19 protein-coding genes and 2 pseudogenes are annotated in these 20134 nt (G+C 41.3%); 10 read left to right on the top strand and 11 right to left on the bottom strand.

The annotated features are described in order from the left end of the window. Positions 1–67: 67 nt before the first annotated feature. On the top strand, positions 68–1363 hold the full coding sequence (locus tag SWOO_RS15260) for an alpha/beta fold hydrolase (protein WP_012325564.1): 1296 nt from the start codon (positions 68–70) through the stop codon (positions 1361–1363). A gap of 64 nt (positions 1364–1427) precedes the next feature. On the opposite strand, the gene SWOO_RS26020 is transcribed toward SWOO_RS15260, so the two are convergent. Together SWOO_RS26020 and SWOO_RS15265 are read right to left on the bottom strand one after the other, a co-directional pair. Then, entirely contained in the window at positions 1428–1772 is a 345-nt protein-coding gene (locus SWOO_RS26020) for a hypothetical protein (protein WP_012325565.1), read from the bottom strand. A 122-nt stretch (positions 1773–1894) separates the two neighbouring features. Further along, positions 1895–2179: a hypothetical protein gene (locus SWOO_RS15265; protein ID WP_157582050.1), complete on the bottom strand. Its 285-nt coding sequence runs from the start codon at positions 2177–2179 to the stop codon at positions 1895–1897. 1259 nt (positions 2180–3438) lie between these two features. Here SWOO_RS15265 and SWOO_RS15270 point away from each other — a divergent pair. Next, positions 3439–3654 (top strand): annotated as a pseudogene (locus SWOO_RS15270) (IS110 family transposase); the annotation flags it as partial. A 224-nt stretch (positions 3655–3878) separates the two neighbouring features. Here the strand turns inward: SWOO_RS15270 and SWOO_RS15275 are convergent. Continuing rightward, complete coding sequence (locus SWOO_RS15275; protein WP_012325567.1) at positions 3879–4856, bottom strand: hypothetical protein; 978 nt, start codon at positions 4854–4856, stop codon at positions 3879–3881. A gap of 409 nt (positions 4857–5265) precedes the next feature. Between SWOO_RS15275 and SWOO_RS15280 the strand changes: the two genes are divergently transcribed. Continuing rightward, positions 5266–8079 carry a DEAD/DEAH box helicase gene (locus SWOO_RS15280; protein ID WP_012325568.1) on the top strand — a complete coding sequence of 938 codons (2814 nt, stop codon included), beginning with the start codon at positions 5266–5268 and terminating at the stop codon, positions 8077–8079. Between the two features lie 8 nt (positions 8080–8087). Here SWOO_RS15280 and SWOO_RS26375 read toward each other — a convergent pair whose 3' ends face one another. Continuing rightward, positions 8088–8213, bottom strand: a complete 126-nt coding sequence (locus tag SWOO_RS26375; protein WP_267864798.1) for a hypothetical protein — start codon at positions 8211–8213, stop codon at positions 8088–8090. Between the two features lie 160 nt (positions 8214–8373). Beyond that, the gene (locus SWOO_RS15285) at positions 8374–9111 is read right to left on the bottom strand and encodes a hypothetical protein (protein WP_229377240.1); all 738 of its coding nucleotides are present in this window, start codon (positions 9109–9111) and stop codon (positions 8374–8376) included. A gap of 354 nt (positions 9112–9465) precedes the next feature. Here SWOO_RS15285 and SWOO_RS26275 point away from each other — a divergent pair. The 4 genes and pseudogenes from SWOO_RS26275 to SWOO_RS15300 form a co-directional block, all read left to right on the top strand. Then, positions 9466–9658 (top strand): annotated as a pseudogene (locus SWOO_RS26275) (integrase); the annotation flags it as partial. Positions 9659–9841: 183 nt separating this feature from the next. Continuing rightward, entirely contained in the window at positions 9842–10309 is a 468-nt protein-coding gene (locus SWOO_RS15290) for a DUF1643 domain-containing protein (RefSeq protein ID WP_012325570.1), read from the top strand. A 94-nt stretch (positions 10310–10403) separates the two neighbouring features. Next, positions 10404–10667 (top strand): hypothetical protein, encoded by a 264-nt coding sequence (locus SWOO_RS15295; protein ID WP_012325571.1) that lies wholly within the window; start codon positions 10404–10406, stop codon positions 10665–10667. A 330-nt stretch (positions 10668–10997) separates the two neighbouring features. Further along, complete coding sequence (locus tag SWOO_RS15300; RefSeq protein ID WP_012325572.1) at positions 10998–11270, top strand: hypothetical protein; 273 nt, start codon at positions 10998–11000, stop codon at positions 11268–11270. Positions 11271–11973: 703 nt separating this feature from the next. On the opposite strand, the gene SWOO_RS15305 is transcribed toward SWOO_RS15300, so the two are convergent. Continuing rightward, positions 11974–12894, bottom strand: coding sequence for a LysR family transcriptional regulator (locus tag SWOO_RS15305; protein ID WP_012325573.1), 921 nt, complete (start codon positions 12892–12894; stop codon positions 11974–11976). A gap of 120 nt (positions 12895–13014) precedes the next feature. Here SWOO_RS15305 and SWOO_RS15310 point away from each other — a divergent pair, with 120 nt between their 5' ends. Further along, entirely contained in the window at positions 13015–13956 is a 942-nt protein-coding gene (locus SWOO_RS15310) for an NADP-dependent oxidoreductase (protein ID WP_012325574.1), read from the top strand. Between the two features lie 18 nt (positions 13957–13974). Continuing rightward, positions 13975–14847, top strand: a complete 873-nt coding sequence (hchA, locus tag SWOO_RS15315; RefSeq protein ID WP_012325575.1) for a glyoxalase III HchA — start codon at positions 13975–13977, stop codon at positions 14845–14847. A 186-nt stretch (positions 14848–15033) separates the two neighbouring features. Here hchA and SWOO_RS15320 read toward each other — a convergent pair whose 3' ends face one another. From SWOO_RS15320 to SWOO_RS15330, 3 genes are all read right to left on the bottom strand, one after another. Next, on the bottom strand, positions 15034–15453 hold the full coding sequence (locus SWOO_RS15320) for a hypothetical protein (protein ID WP_041417691.1): 420 nt from the start codon (positions 15451–15453) through the stop codon (positions 15034–15036). 59 nt (positions 15454–15512) lie between these two features. Next, positions 15513–16322 (bottom strand): RecX family transcriptional regulator, encoded by an 810-nt coding sequence (locus SWOO_RS15325; protein WP_012325577.1) that lies wholly within the window; start codon positions 16320–16322, stop codon positions 15513–15515. A 67-nt stretch (positions 16323–16389) separates the two neighbouring features. Next, entirely contained in the window at positions 16390–17382 is a 993-nt protein-coding gene (locus SWOO_RS15330; protein WP_012325578.1) for an AraC family transcriptional regulator, read from the bottom strand. 337 nt (positions 17383–17719) lie between these two features. On the opposite strand from SWOO_RS15330, the gene SWOO_RS15335 reads away from it, so the two are divergent. Next, positions 17720–18796, top strand: a complete 1077-nt coding sequence (locus tag SWOO_RS15335) for a DUF4331 family protein (RefSeq protein ID WP_012325579.1) — start codon at positions 17720–17722, stop codon at positions 18794–18796. A 60-nt stretch (positions 18797–18856) separates the two neighbouring features. Here the strand turns inward: SWOO_RS15335 and SWOO_RS15340 are convergent, their stop codons facing one another. Further along, complete coding sequence (locus tag SWOO_RS15340) at positions 18857–19192, bottom strand: hypothetical protein (RefSeq protein WP_012325580.1); 336 nt, start codon at positions 19190–19192, stop codon at positions 18857–18859. A 275-nt stretch (positions 19193–19467) separates the two neighbouring features. Continuing rightward, positions 19468–20013: a lactoylglutathione lyase family protein gene (locus SWOO_RS15345; protein WP_012325581.1), complete on the bottom strand. Its 546-nt coding sequence runs from the start codon at positions 20011–20013 to the stop codon at positions 19468–19470. Positions 20014–20134 lie beyond the last annotated feature (121 nt).

Consider the following 20134-nt stretch of genomic DNA (forward strand, 5'->3'; position numbering starts at 1 on the left):
GGCATTTGGAGCTAGCATTTTTTTTGTATACAATCTAATCATAAAACGTTAGCCCCTTAGGACCACCATGAAACCTGAACTCTCCCTCGCCGGTTTGTCAGCGCGCAAACACACCTTCACCTTGCCACTCAACTATGATGATCCACAAGGTAAAAAGATCCAAGTGTTTGCCAGAGAGCTACTCTCAAATGACATAGACACAGACTCAAACGAACGCCCCTTTCTCGTCTTCTTTCAAGGAGGTCCAGGTTTTAGCGCTGTCAGGCCAGCAGATAACAGTGGCTGGATAAAGCGTGCCTTAACAGAGTTCAGAGTACTACTGTTAGATCAACGTGGTACAGGGCTTTCAACCCCTGTCAGCTATTTAAGTTTGGCTCACTTTAACTCAGAACTACAAGCCGAGTACTTATCGCATTTTAGAGCCGATAACATTATACGTGATGCAGAAGCCATACGTGAACAGCTCTGTCCAGGGCAAAAATGGAGCATTCTCGGTCAAAGCTTCGGCGGATTTTGTGTCCTGAAATACCTCAATGATGCCCCTGAGGGGGTTAAAGAGGCATATATCACCGGAGGAATTCCTTCTCTGACCCGTTCAGCCGATGAGGTATATCAAGCCACATACCAAAGAGTACTGGCAAAAAATCGCGATTTCTTCACCCGTTTTAGTGATGCCCAAGAGCTAGTCACTCAGATAGCCGAACACCTCACACACCATGAAGTACGCATCGCGACTGGTGAGCGGCTAACCGTCGAGATGTTGCAGTTGCTGGGGATTAATATCGGTATGGAGCAAGGTCCAGAGTCTGTTTATTACCTGCTGGAACATGCACTGATAGAGACAGATTTAGGCACCCATGTAAACCCGTTGTTCCTCGCTCACTTCTGTCATTTATTAGACTTTAACACTAACCCTATTTTTGCCCTGCTCCATGAGAGCATCTACTGCCAACGCAGTGCATCAAATTGGTCAGCGCAGCGAGTTCGCGCTCAATATGATGAGTTTAACTACGAGTTTGGCAAACCTTTCCTCTTCACTGGAGAGATGGTCTATCCGTGGTTTTTTGAGCAGTTCACTAACTTAAAACCCCTAAAACACGCAGCTAACCTATTAGCCACTAACAGTGATTGGCCAACGCTTTATAACCTAGACACCTTAGCCAACAACCAAGTCCCGGTAGCCGCTGCTATCTACAGCGAAGATATGTTTGTCGAAATGAGCTACAGCCTAGAAACCGCCAAGCAGGTCGGGAACCTCAAATACTGGTTAACTTCAGAGTATGAACACAACGGTATCCGCATGGATGGCGAGCATATTCTCGATAAGCTAATAGCGCTTAATCGGGGTGAACAGTTGCGTTAATCTGTTCATACAACAAGATGTTTGAACTTGTGCTGCTCTTATTAATCAGCTTATTACATTTTACTTAAGTAAGAGCAACGTTGCGATCACATACAGGGCAAATTGAGTGGGTACAGAATCCACGCACCTCAGATTTGCATCTTGGGCATATACCAGCATCAGCAGCAGAAGAAAGCCAATTTTCACCATCTTGCGGCATTCCTATAAATGAGAAGGTGGGGTCGCCCACTACATCTTCGCCCTCGATATCATAACAAGTCGAAGCTAACAAATATCGTCTTGTAACCCGTTCACGACTCCCATCTCGATTTAGGTATCTTTTCTCTTCTGAAAGCGCCTGAACCACAGAAAGAAGCTCACATTCGCTACAACTCTTCAAAAATTTGATTACTTCTTCTTTGCTCGTCATAGTTCGAACCCTAGAGCGATATAACGCCCATATTAAGCGGACTAAAATTGTTTGCCAAACTTGTTGAGGAACGAAACATGGCAAACTGTTTTAGTTGATATTCACCCGTTTAAATTGCCTTGTTATACGGTTTTAGCAAGGAACTCTCGAATATCGGTTATCGATATACTTTTACCGTTTATGGTAGCCACTCCTTTTAACGGGAACAGTATTAACTCAAGGTCATTTTCTCTATTAGGGTAACGAGCCAGTATGATAGTAATTGAATCAGTAGAGCTAAATACAGACTTTAAATCCCAAACTCCCCCAGTGAGATCCAATACGGTATTATTTGATTTAGTATCAATTAAAACGGGGGCGTCAATCCAATGAGACATTTTAATTTCATGCGGAACACTCTTCAGCATAAATTTTCCATCGAGAAAGTATTGCTCATCATTCATAAAAATTACCGTATAACATTTTAATATACGACTTGCGTGTTTTTCCAAGCCACGTAGAGAAAGCGTGCACAGTAAAACTCTTAAAAGTTCATTAATAACAGCTTATCAAACATTTACGCTTAAGATTGCATCCAATACACACTCGGACAAAACTTAGTCGCACACTTTCATCTTACTGAATTTACACCTATTTTTATTCTCACTCAATAGCAACCCGTGAACTGATTGCACATGATTTGGAGGTTAACCGAACAAAACCAATAATACTGTATAAAAGTGCAAACACTGATGAACTTAGAGGTTGCCGCTAAACGGAATCTTTATCTTTCAGACAGATGAGAAAAAGTATTACAAAGAAGTCAGTGCTGCATAGGACAATTTACTGGAGATAACACATAAAGGGGCAAAAATCAGTTACGACCCCCTCCCAAGTAAAGCCAAATCGAAGAGGAACATTAACAGGTGTAGATGCGGCAGTGACCGTCCGTGACATGGACGTCACGGCCGAGACTATAGGGATATACTCGTGTCGTGTCACTGAAGTAGCTGCACATAAGCCTGCGGCAAGCAATAAATGGTAATGAAGGTGAGACCATCAAACAAACTACCAAATATCAAACCTGCCAGAAGCTAAACAAGAAAATGTATTCAGTCTTCATTCGAAGGTTAGCCAACTTTGGGGCAAAAATCAGTTACAAAACCTTCCCAAGCAAGTCAAAATCGAAGAGGCAAATTATCAGGTATAGATGCGGCTACGAGTTTTGGCTGCATGGCCAGAAATGTTCCCTACATTTTCCGGCATTTCCCACATCCTTGTGGGTCAGATGCTGCCGTAAAGCCCACAGGGCAGAAAATGTTCCAGACATTTGTCTGCATTTCCTACTATCCGTGTAGGTCAGACGTGCTAGTGGCGTCTCGTAGAAGTATCTATACATAAGGTCGTTCTTTCACATCCATGTCATCACGACATTCGTGCATCCATGCACAGCACCTGCTGTAGGCAATTAGTGCTAATGAAGGTACGACCTTCAAACACATCCCCCAATACCAATCCAGCCAGAATTTAACACTAAGCAAATGTAATCAATCTCCATTCAAAGATAGTCCACCACGGAGGACACAGAGGAACACGGAGAAGTGCAAAAAAAATAAATCTAGCCAGCCATTATTAATCAATAACATAGCGGTGTGGAATTTACGCAACTAACTATGCCTGTCCTCATTTATTTGCAATGCAAACTATGGAGAAAAACCGCCTTCAAATTCTGCCTAAAGACCTAGCAATGACAATAAAACCTATCTTAACAGCCTTTAAAAATCAGATAGAAAAGATTGAAGCTAAAATCATTAAACTCATCGAGTCATGCCCTGACTATCAAGCCAAAAACATCATTCTACAAAGCATGAAAGGGATAGGTAAAATAGCCGCAGCTTCTATAGCGTAAATCTAGCCAGCCATTATTAATCAATAACATAACGGCTCTACTGTCGATGTTCAATATTCTTACGACACAAAAGCTTCTCTAACTCTATGAAGTAGATTCTTAAGCTGATATATGACTGAAAATAGTGATTTTAGTGCTGGAATGATGAATTTTAAATGTGGAGAGTTCAGCCATGCTATTTGCCATGGACTCTTAGCTGCTGAGGTTATTTAAATAGATTAATCAGCTTGAAAGTGCTGACAGCTTTTTGAGAAATGCCGTCGACGTTTTTGAAGATGCTCACAATAGCGTGTTAACGATTGTGTTTCTCCTACAGGGCCGTGAAACAGTTTGCCAAACTCTGAGGTCAATTTTATCCAGTTGTCTGATGAAATATTCAATCTTGTCAGTATCTTTGTGCAATTTTTAGATATTGAGCCGCGCTTATCATCACGGATAACTCTACCCGTTTCATCAACTAACTCTAGGTAATCCTTCAGTGTGAAGTTTATTCCCTTGGGCTGATTGAGCCGCTCATCTCCAATAAAGGGGAGTAATTGAGTGGGTTGCTCACCTTTCAACGCAGCATTAACCCTAAGTTGTATACTCGTGTGGTCTGAATTCTCAAGTGTATCAACTATTTTGGCTCTAATCGGATTGAGTTCGACATAAGCCATGCAAGCTAGTACAGCGGCTTCATCAAGCAGGGCTTGGCTTTTAAAGCGACCTTCCCAGAAATGACCTGTGCAATTATCTTCGATATTGGCTTTTCTGGCTATCGGCTCATTAAGACATCGCATAAACCAACTAATATCGCACAAGCGTGAGCGGTAAGTGGCAATAAGGTGTTTTAATTTAGCCACTTGCTGCTCTTCTATCACTTCACCCTTAGCAAACTTTTGTGTGATTTCAGTACCATTAAACAGCTTATGCCACTGCTCAACTACCGTTCTATCTGACCATCTATTCACTGTTTCAATGTCAATATAAAGCACAACATGTAGATGATTGCTCATCACGGCATATGCAGCAACATCAATTGCAAACACACCCGCTAATTTCAGTAACTGGGATTCGACCCAATCACGCCTGTGGTCATAGTTTTTACCTGTGAATTTATCATCCCCCAGCAGCATGGCACGTCTAGTCACTCTGGAGCAGCAATGGTACCAAGGCGTGTCTTCAAGACTGATCTGGGTTCTTCTGGGACGAGGCATGGTTAACTCCTACTGGTTACCGATAACTAAAGCTTAGTAGGAGGTGTGGAATTTACGCAATTAACTATGCCTGTCCTCATTTATTTGTTGAGGAACTACAACACTCACTCGAGACTATTTACGATACATGGTTCTACAATGATCCAGTAAAACAAGCCTATCGTTCATTTAATATTTATTTTCGCAACTATGTCAATCAGTTAGACCTACCCAACAATCATTGATTCACATATGACTTAGACAGCACCATGGAAGGATATGGCTCAGATGAGTTTGTTGAATATAACCTTTACAACTCACTGCTTCAATATGGTTTCAATGAGTCAAGTGTTGGCTTAACTCGTTATCTAGCTTATTAGCTCTGATTGCTGTCAAAGCCATTATTATAGAATTAGTATAGGACCTACAAATGCAACGAAGAAAATTGCTTCCTATTAGGGGAAGTCATGTAAAAAGAATAGGCGAACAAGATCCAAATAGAACAGGGATCATTGTGGATAATTACCCAGAAACATCATCGGTAAAAGTACATTGGGTTCATGATAAGACAGAGTCTGTTCAAACTGTCGATGCTCTAGTAAATGGATTTAGGTTAGGTACTGGTGTTATCGCTCCCACCACTTCAGATGGCAGGAAGTTAGGCGAAGGCCAACTGACCCAATACCGAAAGATTGCTGGACAAGAACTTTTACTCGTTGAGTTTCATGAAAGCAATGAAAAACGCTGGCTCCCTTACCAATTATTAAGCCAGGCAAAAGACGTAAAACACGAATTAGTCACCTTAAAACACTCTGCTGCAGAGAAAGTAAGGTTAAAGACGTTAGCTCACGCCATTACTATTTGGAATGAAAATACTGGTGCGCTTTCAAATTTAAATATCGATCCACTGCCCCACCAAATTCACCTCGTTCATCATATTCTAAATTCTGGCAATTTAAATTGGCTAATCGCTGACGATGTTGGTCTTGGTAAAACAGTTGAAACCATCTTATTAATGAGTGCATTGCAGCACCGAAAACAACTAAAAAGTGTTTTACTCATTACCCCAGCTGGACTAACTCAACAGTGGCAAGAGGAAATTATTGAAAAGGCGCCTAACTTACCGCGCTTTAATGTTTATGGCACAGATTTTCCGACCAAACATGAACACCATTGGTTTAAAAATGACTTTGTTGTTGCATCTATGGACCGTTTGAAAAACAAAGACCACCTAAATATTTTACTTGATAGTCGTCAATATGACTTAATCATTGTCGATGAAGCGCATCGCCTATCTCGACGCCAATATGGCTACAAACTCGATAGCTCGGAAAGGTTTGAATTAGTTGCCGAGTTACGTAAACAAAATCAAAATGGCAATTTAATCCTCCTTACTGCGACCCCACATCAAGGTATGCAAGACAAGTTTATTGCGCTCCTTGAGCTACTTAGACCTGAACGAAAGAGTGATCTTTTAAAAATAGATGTTAACCCTGAAGTTTTGAGTGAATTTGTATTTCGTAACTATAAGGCCGACGTAACGGATCTTGATGGTAACTTTGTATTCCACGGTAAAACCACTCGGTCAGTTCAAGTTCAAACGAATGAGCAGGCAATTGAATTTGATAGCTCACTAAGAAAATATCTAAAGCGCGGGTACTCTGCTTCCAAGGCTCTTGGGAGAGAAGGAAATGCTATTGGCTTTGTTATGACTGTGTATCGTAAGCTTGCTGCTTCAAGTGTGGCAGCAATCCATAAAGCACTACTTAACCGCTTAGATCGACTCCAAAACCAACTATCCTCATTGGATTCTGTTGATATTGATGAAGATAGCCCTTTTCAAGGTGAACAAGAGGAGTCATTGGCACAAAAATCTTCTGAAAAAGAATTTTTTAGTGGTGAAATTGGCTTACTAAAAGAGTTGATTATTGATGCAACTAACTTACTTGAGCATGACAATAAGTCTAAACAGTTTATCGATACTATTATCACAAAAATCTTAAAGAATAATCCGAAGGAAAAGGTACTAATATTTACAGAGTATCGCTCTACACAACAATATTTAGCTAAAACCCTACAACAGAAAATAGGCGCTGATAGCGTCAATTTAATTTATGGTGGAATGAAGCTAGATGAACGAAAACAACAAATTTATGACTTTGAAAATACAGGTCAATTCTTAATATCAACAGAAGCTGGCGGTGAAGGTATTAACCTACAAGAGCATTGCCATATCATGATCAACTATGACTTACCATGGAACCCTATGAGGTTGGTTCAAAGAGTTGGCCGTCTATATCGCTACGGACAACTGAAGCGAGTTGTAGTATTTAATATTAACTCGTCAGACTCATTGGATGAAAAAGTACTCGAAACTATGTATGGGCGTGTTGAGGCGGTAGTAAAAGACTTAGCTCAAGTTCAGTCTTCAGAGTTTAACGATGCACTAATGGATGACATTTTAGGCGAAGTATCTAGCTTAATTGATATCGAATCTATTCTAGAAAACGCCCAATCAGAAGCCATTGAACGAACAAACCAAAGGATCAATGAAGCGGTAGAAAAAGCCAAAGAGTCGGCCGAACTTCAGCGTGATCTTTTCCAACATGCGATCAATTCAAATGATGTCCGCAATGACAACCCGATAAATATTAACAAACAACATGTTGCTGCTTTCATATCTGGGATCTGTGAATTACTTGATATTGAAATTATGAGTAAGCTACACAACGATGAAGTATGGCAATTAAGAATACCGCCCAATGTGATGGAACTGCTACAAACGAAAAGAAGCAGACACGATATTAGCTTTGATAGAAAAATTGCGTCAACCAGAGCTAATACCCAATATATTGATGTTGACTCTTATTTGATGAAGTTATTTTTATCACACGCTATGAATTATAACTTTAAAGGCAAAGCTGCGCACTTACACGCAGAACAACTTGCTGCAAGCGCATTTATGGCGTGTATCTTAACCTGGCAAAACAGTGTGGGAATTAGAAAGCGGCAAGATTTTACGATTTTGAGTATGGAAAATGGGGAAATCGTAGAGAATACGGAGGAAATATTAAACTGGTTACTTCTCCCCGCGAATGACGCAGAAAATAAGCCACACTCTATTGATAAGAGACGACTTTTTCAATTAACCCAAGCTTTTGCTGAAAAAAAATTAGCGGTTAACATTAACCTGCATACTTTTCCAGAGAAAGTGCACTGGGTAAGCGCTGCAGTAATCAATTAGTTTATCTTTCAAGAGAGGTCGGCTAAGTGCAATAACTGGTAGAGCTTATCTAATGTGGTACAGCTAAGCTCTATCATCAACTTACAGACGCCAACTTTGACAAAATAAAACATATCTAGTTGCCAATAGTTCACTATTGAATAACCTATCTATTATTACTGGAGGACAGGGAAGCCTCAAGTCAGTGCACAGTGAATGAACCAAAGTGTTCAATTGCTTCCACAACTGTAACTATTAAAATAATAGCTCTGCCGGGGAAAGACACATTGCGTGTCTTTTGTCGTTATACCTAAACTACGAGTAAAAAATGTTGGTCAGCTCATCACACAACACCGTTCGGTGGACTATCCGAGCCTTAAGTAGTTCTGCATCCTCGTGGCTTAGCAACACCTGCCGCGTCTTTTTTTCAAACCTTGTTGGCATTTCCTCATATAGTTGGTTATGCAGCCTCTTTATGTCATTGAAGATTTGCTGTGACTGCGAGAACAGCATGACCTTGCTGTAATAGCAATGCTTGAGGCCGTACAGCCACTTTAGGAGGATGGTTTGCCTAGCGGCCTTAGTCTTAAATGAATGCTCAATTTCAATCGCTGCAATGGTGCCATCAGACTCTAACGCTATACCGTCGACATTGCGCACATCATTAGATTTAAATAGCCGCTTAAACTCAGGCTCAGTAACAAAGGAATACCAATAGGGTTTAGCTATATTATCTTTCGTTCGGTTATGAACGCCCTTTAGCAGAACGTACTGCATCATAAGGTCGTGCATAATGGTGTTTTGGTTAACTCGTAAGCTTGGCTCTCCAGCGCGAAAGTAGACCGCAATTGATAACAACTCTTCTGCGTATTTCGCCCCTGCATAGTCGAGCACATAAACGCGTCCATCGATAGAACGGTGAGTGATTACAAGACTCAGTAATTTCTCGCTGACAAGTTTGTTCAAATGCTCTAATGCCAGCCGGTGTGGAATGCCATAAAGCCAGCTGATAATCGTTGGAGATGTAAGGCCAAAACGCGTCACAATTTTCATTGTTAAGACTCGCCTATCTTTACCAATCTGATTGTTACTTATTCCTGGTTGATAGTCCATTGGCATAGAGATATAGGGTTGTATAACCGCCCTGCCTCACCCGCTATTTCAGGAGCTATTTCACCCGCGATTTAGCCGTTGAATTATATGGTTTTGCTCATTCATCTTGATATCCGTTGTTTTGTTGAACATGGTTATCAAGAGGTAGAACCTTAAAATACAAACAATGCCTGTTTAAGCAAAAAAGTACTGATTTTTATTCCGAGATGCTTATTTCCCCCTCTCGGGATGAAAATAGCGATAGGTATCGCTATCAAGCCAAGCTTTGCCTGATGGATGAATCACTTCGTGGCTGAAACTGGCCTTGATAAACTAAATATGAAACACATTCACTAAGTCGCACAAAGTTTATTTGATCTATACCAAAACTAGGAACTTACGATCTACTCAGTTACTTCTGGGTCATGCTAAGCTCGAAAGCACGATTGAATACCTTGGTGTAGAGATTGAAGATGCACTAAGAATTTCAGAGAGTTGTGAGACATAAGGAATCGCTATGCAATGCCCTGAATGTGAGAATCTTTTGGTTGGGATTGGATTGAAGATGAACGCATCTAGCCAAATGAAACCTTTGAATGCCCAAGTTGTGGGGTGATGCTGCGTTACACCACCGATGAAGGCACCTATTACGGCGCTCAGCATAAAACCGTTGAAGTGGTGGATGATTAAAATGAAAAAATCAGCAGTATTATCAGATTGCCGACAGTATCGCTATGAACTGTGGCGTGTTTGGGACGAATCGAAACCCTATACGGTGTTCATTGGACTCAATCCGTCTACAGCAGATGAAACAGAGGATGACCCAACAATTAGACGCTGTATTAACTTTGCCAAAAGTTGGGGATATGGTGGACTTTGTATGGTCAACCTTTTCGCTTTTCGTGCTACACAGCCGGAAGATATGAAGCGAGCTAGTGACCCTATTGGTAGCCAAAACGATTCAACCTTACTACGACTGGCTGAAAATGCTGGAGTGATAGTTGCCGCTTGGGGTAATGATGGTGTCTTCATGGAACGCTCCAGCAAGGTGAGAACAATGCTCCCTACAATCTCAGCTTTAAAGGTAAATAAATCTGGTGAACCTGCACATCCGCTTTACTTAAAATCATCATTAACGCCTGTTGCGTTTGTAGATTAAAGATTGCTCTCTATATCACGATATTAGAGTTTGATCATCAAGGTGCATTTACATGCTTAAAATGCACTAATTATTTGTAAAATAGGAGTTATACATGGGAGCTGGAGGTCGTCGAGATCCAAGCGAGTACACGTCTATTATTTGTGAAGTTTTTTATGACGCATCAAGACGTAAGAATGGTGTTAGACCTGTGGTTGGCCAGCCTTTTCCTAATGATATGAAGGTCGAATGTGCCAAAGCTATTCGTGCTCTGCCGCTAGGTACTCAAATTAAGTTGTCAGTCGTTGAAACCGAGAAGGAAGGCAGCAGACCATTCCTCTATAGCAGCTATAAATGGGCTTATGACATTATCAAATAATCAGCCGTAGCAATAGACTACTGTTTAATTAATTGTGATAGTCGAGACGTCTGACTGAATATTACTTTATGGAAGGTTACAGCGATGACTTCCCAAGTACGATGGAAGCTATAATATGAGCGATTTGGAAACCAGACATTTCTTTGACGGTGACAAGCAAAAATCAGTATGTTTACCTCGTGACTTCTAGCCTAGTCTTCAAGAACTAGCGAATGAGACAGCTAAATCTGAAAATTGGTTAGGAGGTACCGAAACCGATTGGGATAATCTGAATATTTGGCTCTTAGGGGAAATTCGTTCATGGATGGATTCTACCAATGATTCAACTAGGTGGGTTACATCACGAAGCCCCGAGCTGTATCAGTCATATATCAAACAAGAATATCTAGCAGAATTATTGAACCTTTTAATAATGAATTCGGTGAAGCAGAAAAAGCCCTCAGAAAAATCGGCTCTAACCTATGGTTTAGTGGTTTACCGAAAGATTTACAGGATTATCTGGTTTCTAATACGGTTGAATGCTTTGATACTTGGGACATGTCGATGGAGCAAGCCGCAACACAGGTTATTTCTGCTTTCGAAGCAATGAACTCACGTGAATGATTGCCTAGGCTATAACTAACGCAAAATGTTTAAAGCGCTTTTGTCCCAGAGCGACTTAGGCTCCAATCTAAAAGCTCATTTTTACCGTATAAATATCTACGACTTCACATGAGCTGTATTTGGGCAAATTCTACTGATTGAAAACGCAAATTTGATAGACCAAAACAATAATGGGGCAAAAGTAAGTTACGAACCCCTACCAAGTAAAGCAAAATCGAAGAGACAAATGAACAGGTGTAGATGCGGCTGCGAGCTTCGGCTTCAGGGCGAAGTTTCACTTTGTGGAACTCTTTGAGCGAGAGGTAAGGATGCCCAACTGGCAGTTTAACAGGGAAGTTATTGGAAGTCGCAGAGCGCCCAGGGATGGGTTTACAGCGTACCGAGAGATTACTTGCACATAAGCACGCTGCAAGCGATAGATCACAATGAAGGGCAGACCTTCAAAAACTCACCCAATAACAAAAATTCAAATGAACCAACTCAAAAAATGTAATTAGTCTTCATTCGAAGGTAAAACAGCTTTTCCCCACGGAGGACACAGAGACCACGGAGAAGTGCAAAACAAAGTACAACATCACAAGCCAAATCGAAGCGATAGATAACAATGAAGGTACAACCTTCAAACACAACACCAATTATCAAACCAGCCAGAAGCTAAACAAGAAAATGTAATCAGCCTTCATTCGAAGGCTAACCCATTTTGTTATTCACCTCGCAGTAAATTTGGCATCTCCTTCAATAAAAAATCAACCAAAGCTTTGGTTTTTGCAGGTAAAAGCTCTCTTCTTGGGTAAACAATGTATATAGGTAGATTTCCTATGGATTGATATTCTGGTAATACGGGTATCAAGGCTCCCTCCTCCATAGTGTCACCAAGTAAGCTTTTATCAGTCAGTAATACTCCAGCATGTTCAAGTGCAGCAGATATCAACACACCTGGATCGTTGATACTCAAAGGCCCAGAGACAACTACAGTCTCCTCCCCCCTCTGTTCACTGAAAAACGTCCAAGAGTTCATTGCCAATTTTTTGTTTCGATAAAACAAACAACGATGGTGTAATAGATCCGAAGGTGTTTTTAACGCTGGAGCACCTGTTAAATATTCAGGAGTTGCACAAAGCACACCTGACAAATCACCAAGCTTACGAGCGATCAAGCTTGAATCGGGCAAGTAACCAACTCGAATAGAAACATCTATGTTTTCCGCTACCATGTCGATAAATCGATCTTCTAACTGCAGATTCACATTAACTTTAGGATAGAGCGAAAGAAATCGGGTCAACAAAGGAACAAGATGAACCCGCCCCTGTGCACTAGCACATGAAATATTCAGATCCCCTGCGACTATCGATTGAGAATCTTCACTGATGTGTTCAATGGTTTGAAGTGCCAACTCTACTTTATGTGCCTCTTTAAGCACTTGACGACCCACCTCGGTCAATGCAATTTTACGAGTCGTTCGATTAAATAATCTTGAACCGATTTTTTTCTCTAACGCTGCTAGCTGTTTGCTGACTGAAGAGCGGCTCATCCCTAATAACTGCGCAGCAGCAGTTAAACTTCCCTGTCTATTTATATGAGAAAAAAGAACCAATCCCTGCATGTTTTCGTTTACAAGTGCCATAAGCCTACAAATTGATTCCATAATGGAAACAATATAGTGCGTATTTGATCTCTAATCAAGCTACACAGAGAGGTGTACCATTGCCTTAATTTATTCACCTAAGAGATTACGAGAGAGTTTATGAGTCCATTAATGAAAGCAGTACAGATCAATGAGTTTGGTGACCACAGCGTACTCCTGCTGAATGATGTTGTCATACCCACACCTAATGAAAATGAAGTCTTGATTAAAGTAAAATCCGCAGCTGTGAACCCTGTGGATTGGAAGATTCGTGAGGGTTATTTACAGCCACTGCTAAACCATTCATTACCATTAACCTTAGGTTGGGACGTATCGGGTGAAGTTGTTGCCATTGGTAAAAATGTAACTAATCTCAAAGTCGGAGATGCGGTATACAGCCGTCCTGATATCGCCAAAAATGGCAGCTATGCCGAATATCAAACAGTCGTAGCCGAAGAAGCAGCACTTAAACCTAGCTCATTCACTTGGCAAGAAGCAGCAGGTGTCCCTTTGGCTGCATTGACTGCTTGGCAATCACTCTATGGACTCGCAAAATTAGAATCTGGTGATCGGGTACTAATACACGCAGGTTCTGGGGCTGTTGGGCAATTTGCAATTCAATTGGCCAAACTGCGTGGTGCATATGTTTACACAACGACATCATCCAAAAATACCGAACTGGTAATGGGCTTAGGCGCAGATCAATCCATTGATTATCATCAGGACGACTTCTCGCAATTAAAAGATATTGATGTAGTATTTGATACCATTGGTGGCGAAACCCAAGCTAAAAGCTGGAAAACATTGAAGAAAGGCGGACGCTTAGTGTCTATTACTGAAACGCCAGATGACGCAATTGCGGCTAAATATGATATCTCAGCATTTTTTTGCTTTGTACAGCCCAATGGTGAACAGCTTAAAAAGCTGGCTGAACTTGCCGATGCTGGTCAGCTGACAGTCACTATCGACAGTGAATTCTCCTTGAGCCAAGTTGCAGAAGCTCACAAGCGTAGCGAGACTGGCCGCGCACAAGGGAAAATCATCATTAACGTTTCAGCATAAAGAGTAAGGACCATTAATATGTTAAAAAAGCTATTTGGCATTGCCCCCACATTAGAGTTAGACGGGTCTTATTCCCCCTCTAAACTTGCTTTAAAATTAGCAACCTCTGATAAAACGGATTTTGAAAATGTCACCTATTCAAAGTATCAGGGTAGTAAAACAAAAATATTAGCGATCTTTACCGAACAGAAAAATATGACCATGCACAATGGTAAATTATTCTCGACTGGAAACCATCCTGTAGAAGCGTTAGTGCCAATGCTACATCTTAAGAATGCTGGTTTTGAATTTGAAATAGTAACGCCAACGGGCAAGCCAGTTGTTTTTGAGATGTGGGCATTCCCAGAAAAAGATGAGCACGTAAAAGCTTTTTATAACAAGTACAAATCAAATTTTGAGCAACCTAAAAGCTTGGATGAGGTAGTAAAGAATGTGATTGATACGCCTTCAATAAAAACGGTAACGGCTTCTTATGCCGCTGTATTTGTTCCTGGTGGACATGGTGCGATGTTAGGAATTCCTGAAGATATTAATGTTGGAAAAGTCTTAAACTGGGCCCATGAAAATGATCTTTTTACTGTCACTCTCTGCCATGGGCCTGCCTCTTTATTAGCGACCACACTTGATGGTCAACGCTTCCTTTACCAAGGGTATAAGATGGCTGTATTCCCTGACTCTGTCGATAAGATGACGCCTAAGGTGGGTTATTTACCAGGGCAAATGACTTGGGGATTAAGTGAAAAAATACAGAGTTTAGGTGTTAATATTGTCAATAAAAAATCGGACAATACTGTCTGTTTGGATAGAAAGTTGATCACTGGTGCAAGCCCTTTAGCCTCTGATGCATTAGGCAAACTCGCAGCTGAAACCTTGTTAAAAGAGCTACAGTAATGCTGGCTAAATAAGTACTAAATCTGCAAAAAGTTATTCAACAACTTATACCAACAACACTATGAGTATGGAGCCTCTCTTCACGGGTATCAAACCGCGACGAAGTGCTCCTTATATTCATATACAGCTTTTTAAAATCTAGTTAAAAACCAAACAAAAATAGATAAGAAACTGATTTAAAATACCTTACCCGTCAATGATTTTGCTTCTATAAAATAATATATAGAACAGCAGAGAAATAGATATCGCAACCAGATTTTGCCAAGGCGCAGGAGGAACACCAAAATTTTGGTGAACATAAGACGAAAACACAAGGTAATACATCATTCGTGTTATTGAGATAGTAAACACTGACAGTGAAATAATTAAGTAAGCAGATCTCATGGTCAATATCGATGATTTACATCCGACTAAGCTGGCGATATAGAACATCAAAAACGCCAAAGGTGACACTGTCACCATGAGTATAATCCCTGAATATTTACCAAAAGTGTAGCCATCGTGAGCGTTTGTTCCTGCATTAATAAAAGACATTGAAAAAACAGCAATAATGACAGCGAAAATGAACAGTAAATGAAAAGATATTGATTTAATTCTCTCAGCCATAAAATTCTTAATACTCAATAAAGCAGAAGCTATCATCAGTCTGAATGTTGAGAAGCCAACTACTCATCATCTAGTTTCATCGCCTCTTTAATCTCATCACTGGCAAAACCTTTACGGGAAAGGTAAGCATAAGCTTTGGATTTCTCTTTATAGTCCGACAGATCATAGCGTTTTTTAGCCAGCTCATCTTTGCAGCTCTGATAGAGATCCACGTCCCCCGCTAGCGTTAATTGATACAGAGTCTCTTCAAAATCACTCACATCGATCAGTCGCTGCTTTAGCTCCTGCAGTATCAGTGTTTCACCTTTACCTTTATTGGCGAGTTTGATGATCTCTGCAGCCAGATCAGCTTTATCGGCCTTTATGGCTAATTTACTGCGCAAAGTTTCACGCTGTGGGTGCTGAGATAATGCGTGGTCTATCTCGACTCGAGAGAAGCCTTTCGAGGTCATCTGCGTATAAACTTTCTCCTTGTTGGTGCCGTGAAAGTTATCAAAGCGGCTTAAAAGCCGAGATGTAGCCATCTCAAACCCATCAATATTTTGCTCGTCCATCACTTGCTCTATCGCGGCATCGACCTCATTTGCCGGAATACCGCGCAGTGTTAACTTACGCCTTATGGCCCCTACCCCGAGTTCATGACTAAAGGAAAGCTCACAGTAGCGCAGGGCAAAATCAAAGTTACTTTTCAGGTAACCACTTTCGATTAGCTTAGCGAGTACAGTCTCAATCCACTCTTGATTGTCTGTTTTACGTTCAAGCTTGATGCGGATCTCATTGATGGTGAAATCTTGCTGACTAAGATGCCAATAAGCACTATTAAAAACATTATCGATAGTTTTGGCTTGGCGTAGTGGTGGGCGCAGCATAACAAATTGATCTTAAGTTAAAAGTACACAAATGAGTGTAACAGATCCTCTCGCAGTTGAGTATGCACTAGGACTCAGGCTGTGTTTCTCCCTTAGCGACTTTACCTGGGCTTATGCCCACGATTTTCTTAAAGGCTTTTCCAAATGACGCTTCAGATTTATAGCCCACCTGTTCGGCAATACTAAGCATAGAGAGTTCCCCCTCAACAAGCAGTCCATAGGCAATATGCATGCGCCACTGACTCAGATAAGCCAGTGGTGTCATGCCAACGATAGATTGAAAGCGATTAGCAAATGAGGTGCGCGACATAGAGACTGCACGGCCTAAGGACTCTACCGTCCAAGCTTTACTTGGCTCTTGATGGATCAGGATCAATGCACGACTGAGCTTGTCATCGCCTAAGGCCTGGAAGTAACCAGGTGTATTTCGCTGATGCCTCATATGCCAACGCAGTAGCTGGATCACCAATACTTCTGTGAGGCGATCAACGACCACGGCATTACCAGGCTGGAGTGAGCGAGATTCGTAGGCAAGGGTTTTGATTAGGTGATTGAGCCAAGCAAGTTCAGGCTCCTCCTCCGTTTTGATATGTAACATAGACGGCATATCACGCAATAGAGGCAAACTGATATCGGTTTGATACTGAAAGTAGCCGCACAAGAGTGTCACTACACTCTGTCCATCAGAAAATGGACTGCTGTTCGACCTTATCTTCTCTAGCACTTCGCCTCCCGACATGAGCTGGCTACCAGGCTGCTCACTAATTTGATGGGGGGAGCCTGTGGGAAACGCAATAATATCACCGGTCGACAAAAAAACAGGGCTGGTTAGTTCCTCAGTCATCAACCAAGCACTACCACGGATCACCACATGAAAGGTACCGCATTCGGCCTGAGGCTCATCGATCCCCCAAGGAGAGGAGAACTCGGCGCAATAATAACTGCTTGCGTATAACCGTATCATACGCAGTACATCGGAAAGTACATCCAGATACGGCTTATCTTCAAGGGTGAGATCTCTCGCACCATTAAGTTCGAGATCACGATTAGCCATGTTCATGTTAATACGCCCCTCAATATGAGATACAGAATGTACGATCTGACATAAAAGATACCCAATGCATCATGGATAGTCCGAAAAATATCCCAAATAATGTACTTTATTATTGCTTACACCATAAAGGACTCATCTTGAATTAGCCACACAAAATATGCTTTGCGCCAGCCAGCATCACAACTTAAAGGTCTGCCCAACACAAAGCGGCAGCACAGACTACGGAAATAGATAAACAAGAGCAGACAAATGTGTTTAATATAACCCTGATAGCCAGTTATTGATTTCGCTGTTCAGTAGCATGTAAGGGAGATAATTTTCACAACTCAATAAGGAATATGACATGTCCACTTATATCAACAGATTAAAAATAGGATTAATAACCAGTACATTAGTTTTACTGACTGGCATAGTCTTTCAGATGACACCCGCCTTTGCTAGCCACCATTTCGAAAGCGAACTATCAATCAAATATCCGCAATTTGATTTGACTGATATGTTTGTCTTTGAATCCGAAAAGAGTGGTTATACCGCCTTTATGATGAACATCAACCCAACAACCGGTAAAGACGGCAGTGCCGCTTTTGGTGAAAATGGCGTATATAACTTTCATATCGCCAGTGATAAGGCATTTAAAAAATCTGGAATGACAGTTACAGCCTATCTGGATAAAGGCAAGCTAGTTTTCGGCATGGCCGATGGTGCTAATCAAGCGGTGGGAACCAAAGGCAAAGAGTTTGGTAGTGTGAGCGTAGGTAAAGAAGCGACGTTTAGCAACGGCATACGGGTCTGGTCTGGCGCTGCACATGACACCTTTGTCGGTAACTCTGAAGGTATTATTGGCTTTATGACTCAGCTCCTTGGTAAAGGCCAACTGGCACTGTCTTCTTTTGATAAAGGCGTCGATCTGTTTAAAGATTTTCAGAGCAGCGTCATTCTTGTTGAGATCCCCAATAAGATGCTGCCTAAGCAGATCTATGTTTATGCCAGTACAGCTATGTACAATGTGGATCAGTGGGTACAGGTAAACAGACTCGCTCACCCTCTAATGACACATATGTTTATGGTCAATAATAAGATGGAGATAGCTGAGCACACTCAGCATCGCCCAGACTCAGACTCAACTCGGGCGTATGCAGTTTCTGGCACAGTGTTACGCGCAGTGACGCTCGATAATAAGCTGCCAAACCCGGTTGCCTACGCTGACTCTGTTGCAGCAAAACTGCTCCCCGATATGATCCCATACAGTGTGGGAACAGAAGCGGCTTACACATTCGAGAAAATCAATGGTCGTAAACCCAGTGATGATGCAATGGATGCAGCACTCAGTATCTTTGTCGGTAGAAAGGTTACCGACAATGCTAATACCTTTAATCGTCACCCAGCTCAGTTTCCCTATGTGAAGCCGGTTAAGAAGTAAAAACTTGACCAAAGATCCATAAGAAGAAACACAAAAGCCTTCATTCGAAGGCTTTTTTCACTATTTTATAAAGTGACTCTCGCGAGCATATTTCAGCGCTGCATCACACAACTTCATACTCTGCTCTTTATCTGCGGCTTGGAACTGAGCAACATACAGATCTAAATTCGCCGATGTTTCTGGAGTCATAATCATCTCATCGATACCAGCTTCTCTATGTGCTGACATAGATCGATTGACTATAGTTCCCTCAACCACCATCTCATTTTCACTGTAAAATGTACTGCACATCATTAAACTTGCCATTCCAATAGCGTCATCAGTTTCTAACGTCTCAGCCATTGCTGAACCTGCAAATACACAACTGACTAGACCTGCTAAGAATATTTTTTTCATCCAAATTTCACCCTTTATCTTTCCATCATACTGATGCTTAATTGACTGATATTTAAGCTCATCTCTATTTTTATATAAGCTGTCATAACGCCTTGTCGCAGATTATCACGACCGATAAACATGGGAATGTTAGCCTGCGCAACTTAATGAATAATCAGTGAGTTTTTGAGTTCTACATCACTGAAAATATCAAGGTTTAACTCAAAAATTTGATGAAGATAAACAAGTTCAGAGCAAGAATACAGATTAATAGCCTTCACTAACCACCAAATCCATTAACCTGAATAAGCTCCGCTACTGTAGTGCAGTTCATAACTGTGGCTGTAAATTTCAAGTATATTGCCGAAAGGATCTTCCATATAGATCATACGGTAGGGCTTTTCACCAGGATAGTAATAACGTGGCGCTTTCATGCGCTTTTTCCCACCAGCCGCGACTATCTTTTCCGCTAGCGCTTCTACATTAGGGTCCTGTACACAGAAGTGAAAAATTCCAGTCTTCCAATATTCAAAGTTATCCTCAGGGTTTTGTTGATTTTTAAACTCAAATAACTCCACACCTATTCTGTCACCAGTCGAAAGATGAGCAATGCGAAAACGCTCCCAACCTGCACCAAAGACATCGGTACACATCTCTCCGATGGCACTGTTATCCTCTATCACCTCAGAGGGCGCCATAATCACGTACCAACCTAGTACCTCTGTATAAAACTTCACTGCCGCTTCTAAATCCGGCACAGAGATCCCGATATGAGAAAACGACCTTGGATAGGCGGTTTGTGGTTGTGTTTCAAATACGGGGGTTTGGGAATTCATTGACATACTTACCTCTCAATCACATTGGACTAAAAACGCTTTGGTTGAGATATAAAGTACCCACAATAGATAAGAATTAGAAATTATCAATTATTCTCATTATAATAACCATCAGTTATCAACTTTC

Source organism: Shewanella woodyi ATCC 51908 (assembly GCF_000019525.1).
GTDB lineage: Bacteria > Pseudomonadota > Gammaproteobacteria > Enterobacterales > Shewanellaceae > Shewanella > Shewanella woodyi.

Coding starts and splice junctions, on each gene's coding strand:
- SWOO_RS15260 (WP_012325564.1), top strand. CDS start 68: ATGAAACCTGAACTCTCCCTCGCCGGTTTGTCAGCGCGCAAACACACC.
- SWOO_RS26020 (WP_012325565.1), bottom strand. CDS start 1,772: ATGACGAGCAAAGAAGAAGTAATCAAATTTTTGAAGAGTTGTAGCGAA.
- SWOO_RS15265 (WP_157582050.1), bottom strand. CDS start 2,179: ATGCTGAAGAGTGTTCCGCATGAAATTAAAATGTCTCATTGGATTGAC.
- SWOO_RS15275 (WP_012325567.1), bottom strand. CDS start 4,856: ATGCCTCGTCCCAGAAGAACCCAGATCAGTCTTGAAGACACGCCTTGG.
- SWOO_RS15280 (WP_012325568.1), top strand. CDS start 5,266: ATGCAACGAAGAAAATTGCTTCCTATTAGGGGAAGTCATGTAAAAAGA.
- SWOO_RS15285 (WP_229377240.1), bottom strand. CDS start 9,111: ATGAAAATTGTGACGCGTTTTGGCCTTACATCTCCAACGATTATCAGC.
- SWOO_RS15290 (WP_012325570.1), top strand. CDS start 9,842: ATGAAAAAATCAGCAGTATTATCAGATTGCCGACAGTATCGCTATGAA.
- SWOO_RS15295 (WP_012325571.1), top strand. CDS start 10,404: ATGGGAGCTGGAGGTCGTCGAGATCCAAGCGAGTACACGTCTATTATT.
- SWOO_RS15305 (WP_012325573.1), bottom strand. CDS start 12,894: ATGGCACTTGTAAACGAAAACATGCAGGGATTGGTTCTTTTTTCTCAT.
- SWOO_RS15310 (WP_012325574.1), top strand. CDS start 13,015: ATGAGTCCATTAATGAAAGCAGTACAGATCAATGAGTTTGGTGACCAC.
- hchA (WP_012325575.1), top strand. CDS start 13,975: ATGTTAAAAAAGCTATTTGGCATTGCCCCCACATTAGAGTTAGACGGG.
- SWOO_RS15320 (WP_041417691.1), bottom strand. CDS start 15,453: ATGGCTGAGAGAATTAAATCAATATCTTTTCATTTACTGTTCATTTTC.
- SWOO_RS15325 (WP_012325577.1), bottom strand. CDS start 16,322: ATGCTGCGCCCACCACTACGCCAAGCCAAAACTATCGATAATGTTTTT.
- SWOO_RS15330 (WP_012325578.1), bottom strand. CDS start 17,382: ATGAACATGGCTAATCGTGATCTCGAACTTAATGGTGCGAGAGATCTC.
- SWOO_RS15335 (WP_012325579.1), top strand. CDS start 17,720: ATGTCCACTTATATCAACAGATTAAAAATAGGATTAATAACCAGTACA.
- SWOO_RS15340 (WP_012325580.1), bottom strand. CDS start 19,192: ATGAAAAAAATATTCTTAGCAGGTCTAGTCAGTTGTGTATTTGCAGGT.
- SWOO_RS15345 (WP_012325581.1), bottom strand. CDS start 20,013: ATGTCAATGAATTCCCAAACCCCCGTATTTGAAACACAACCACAAACC.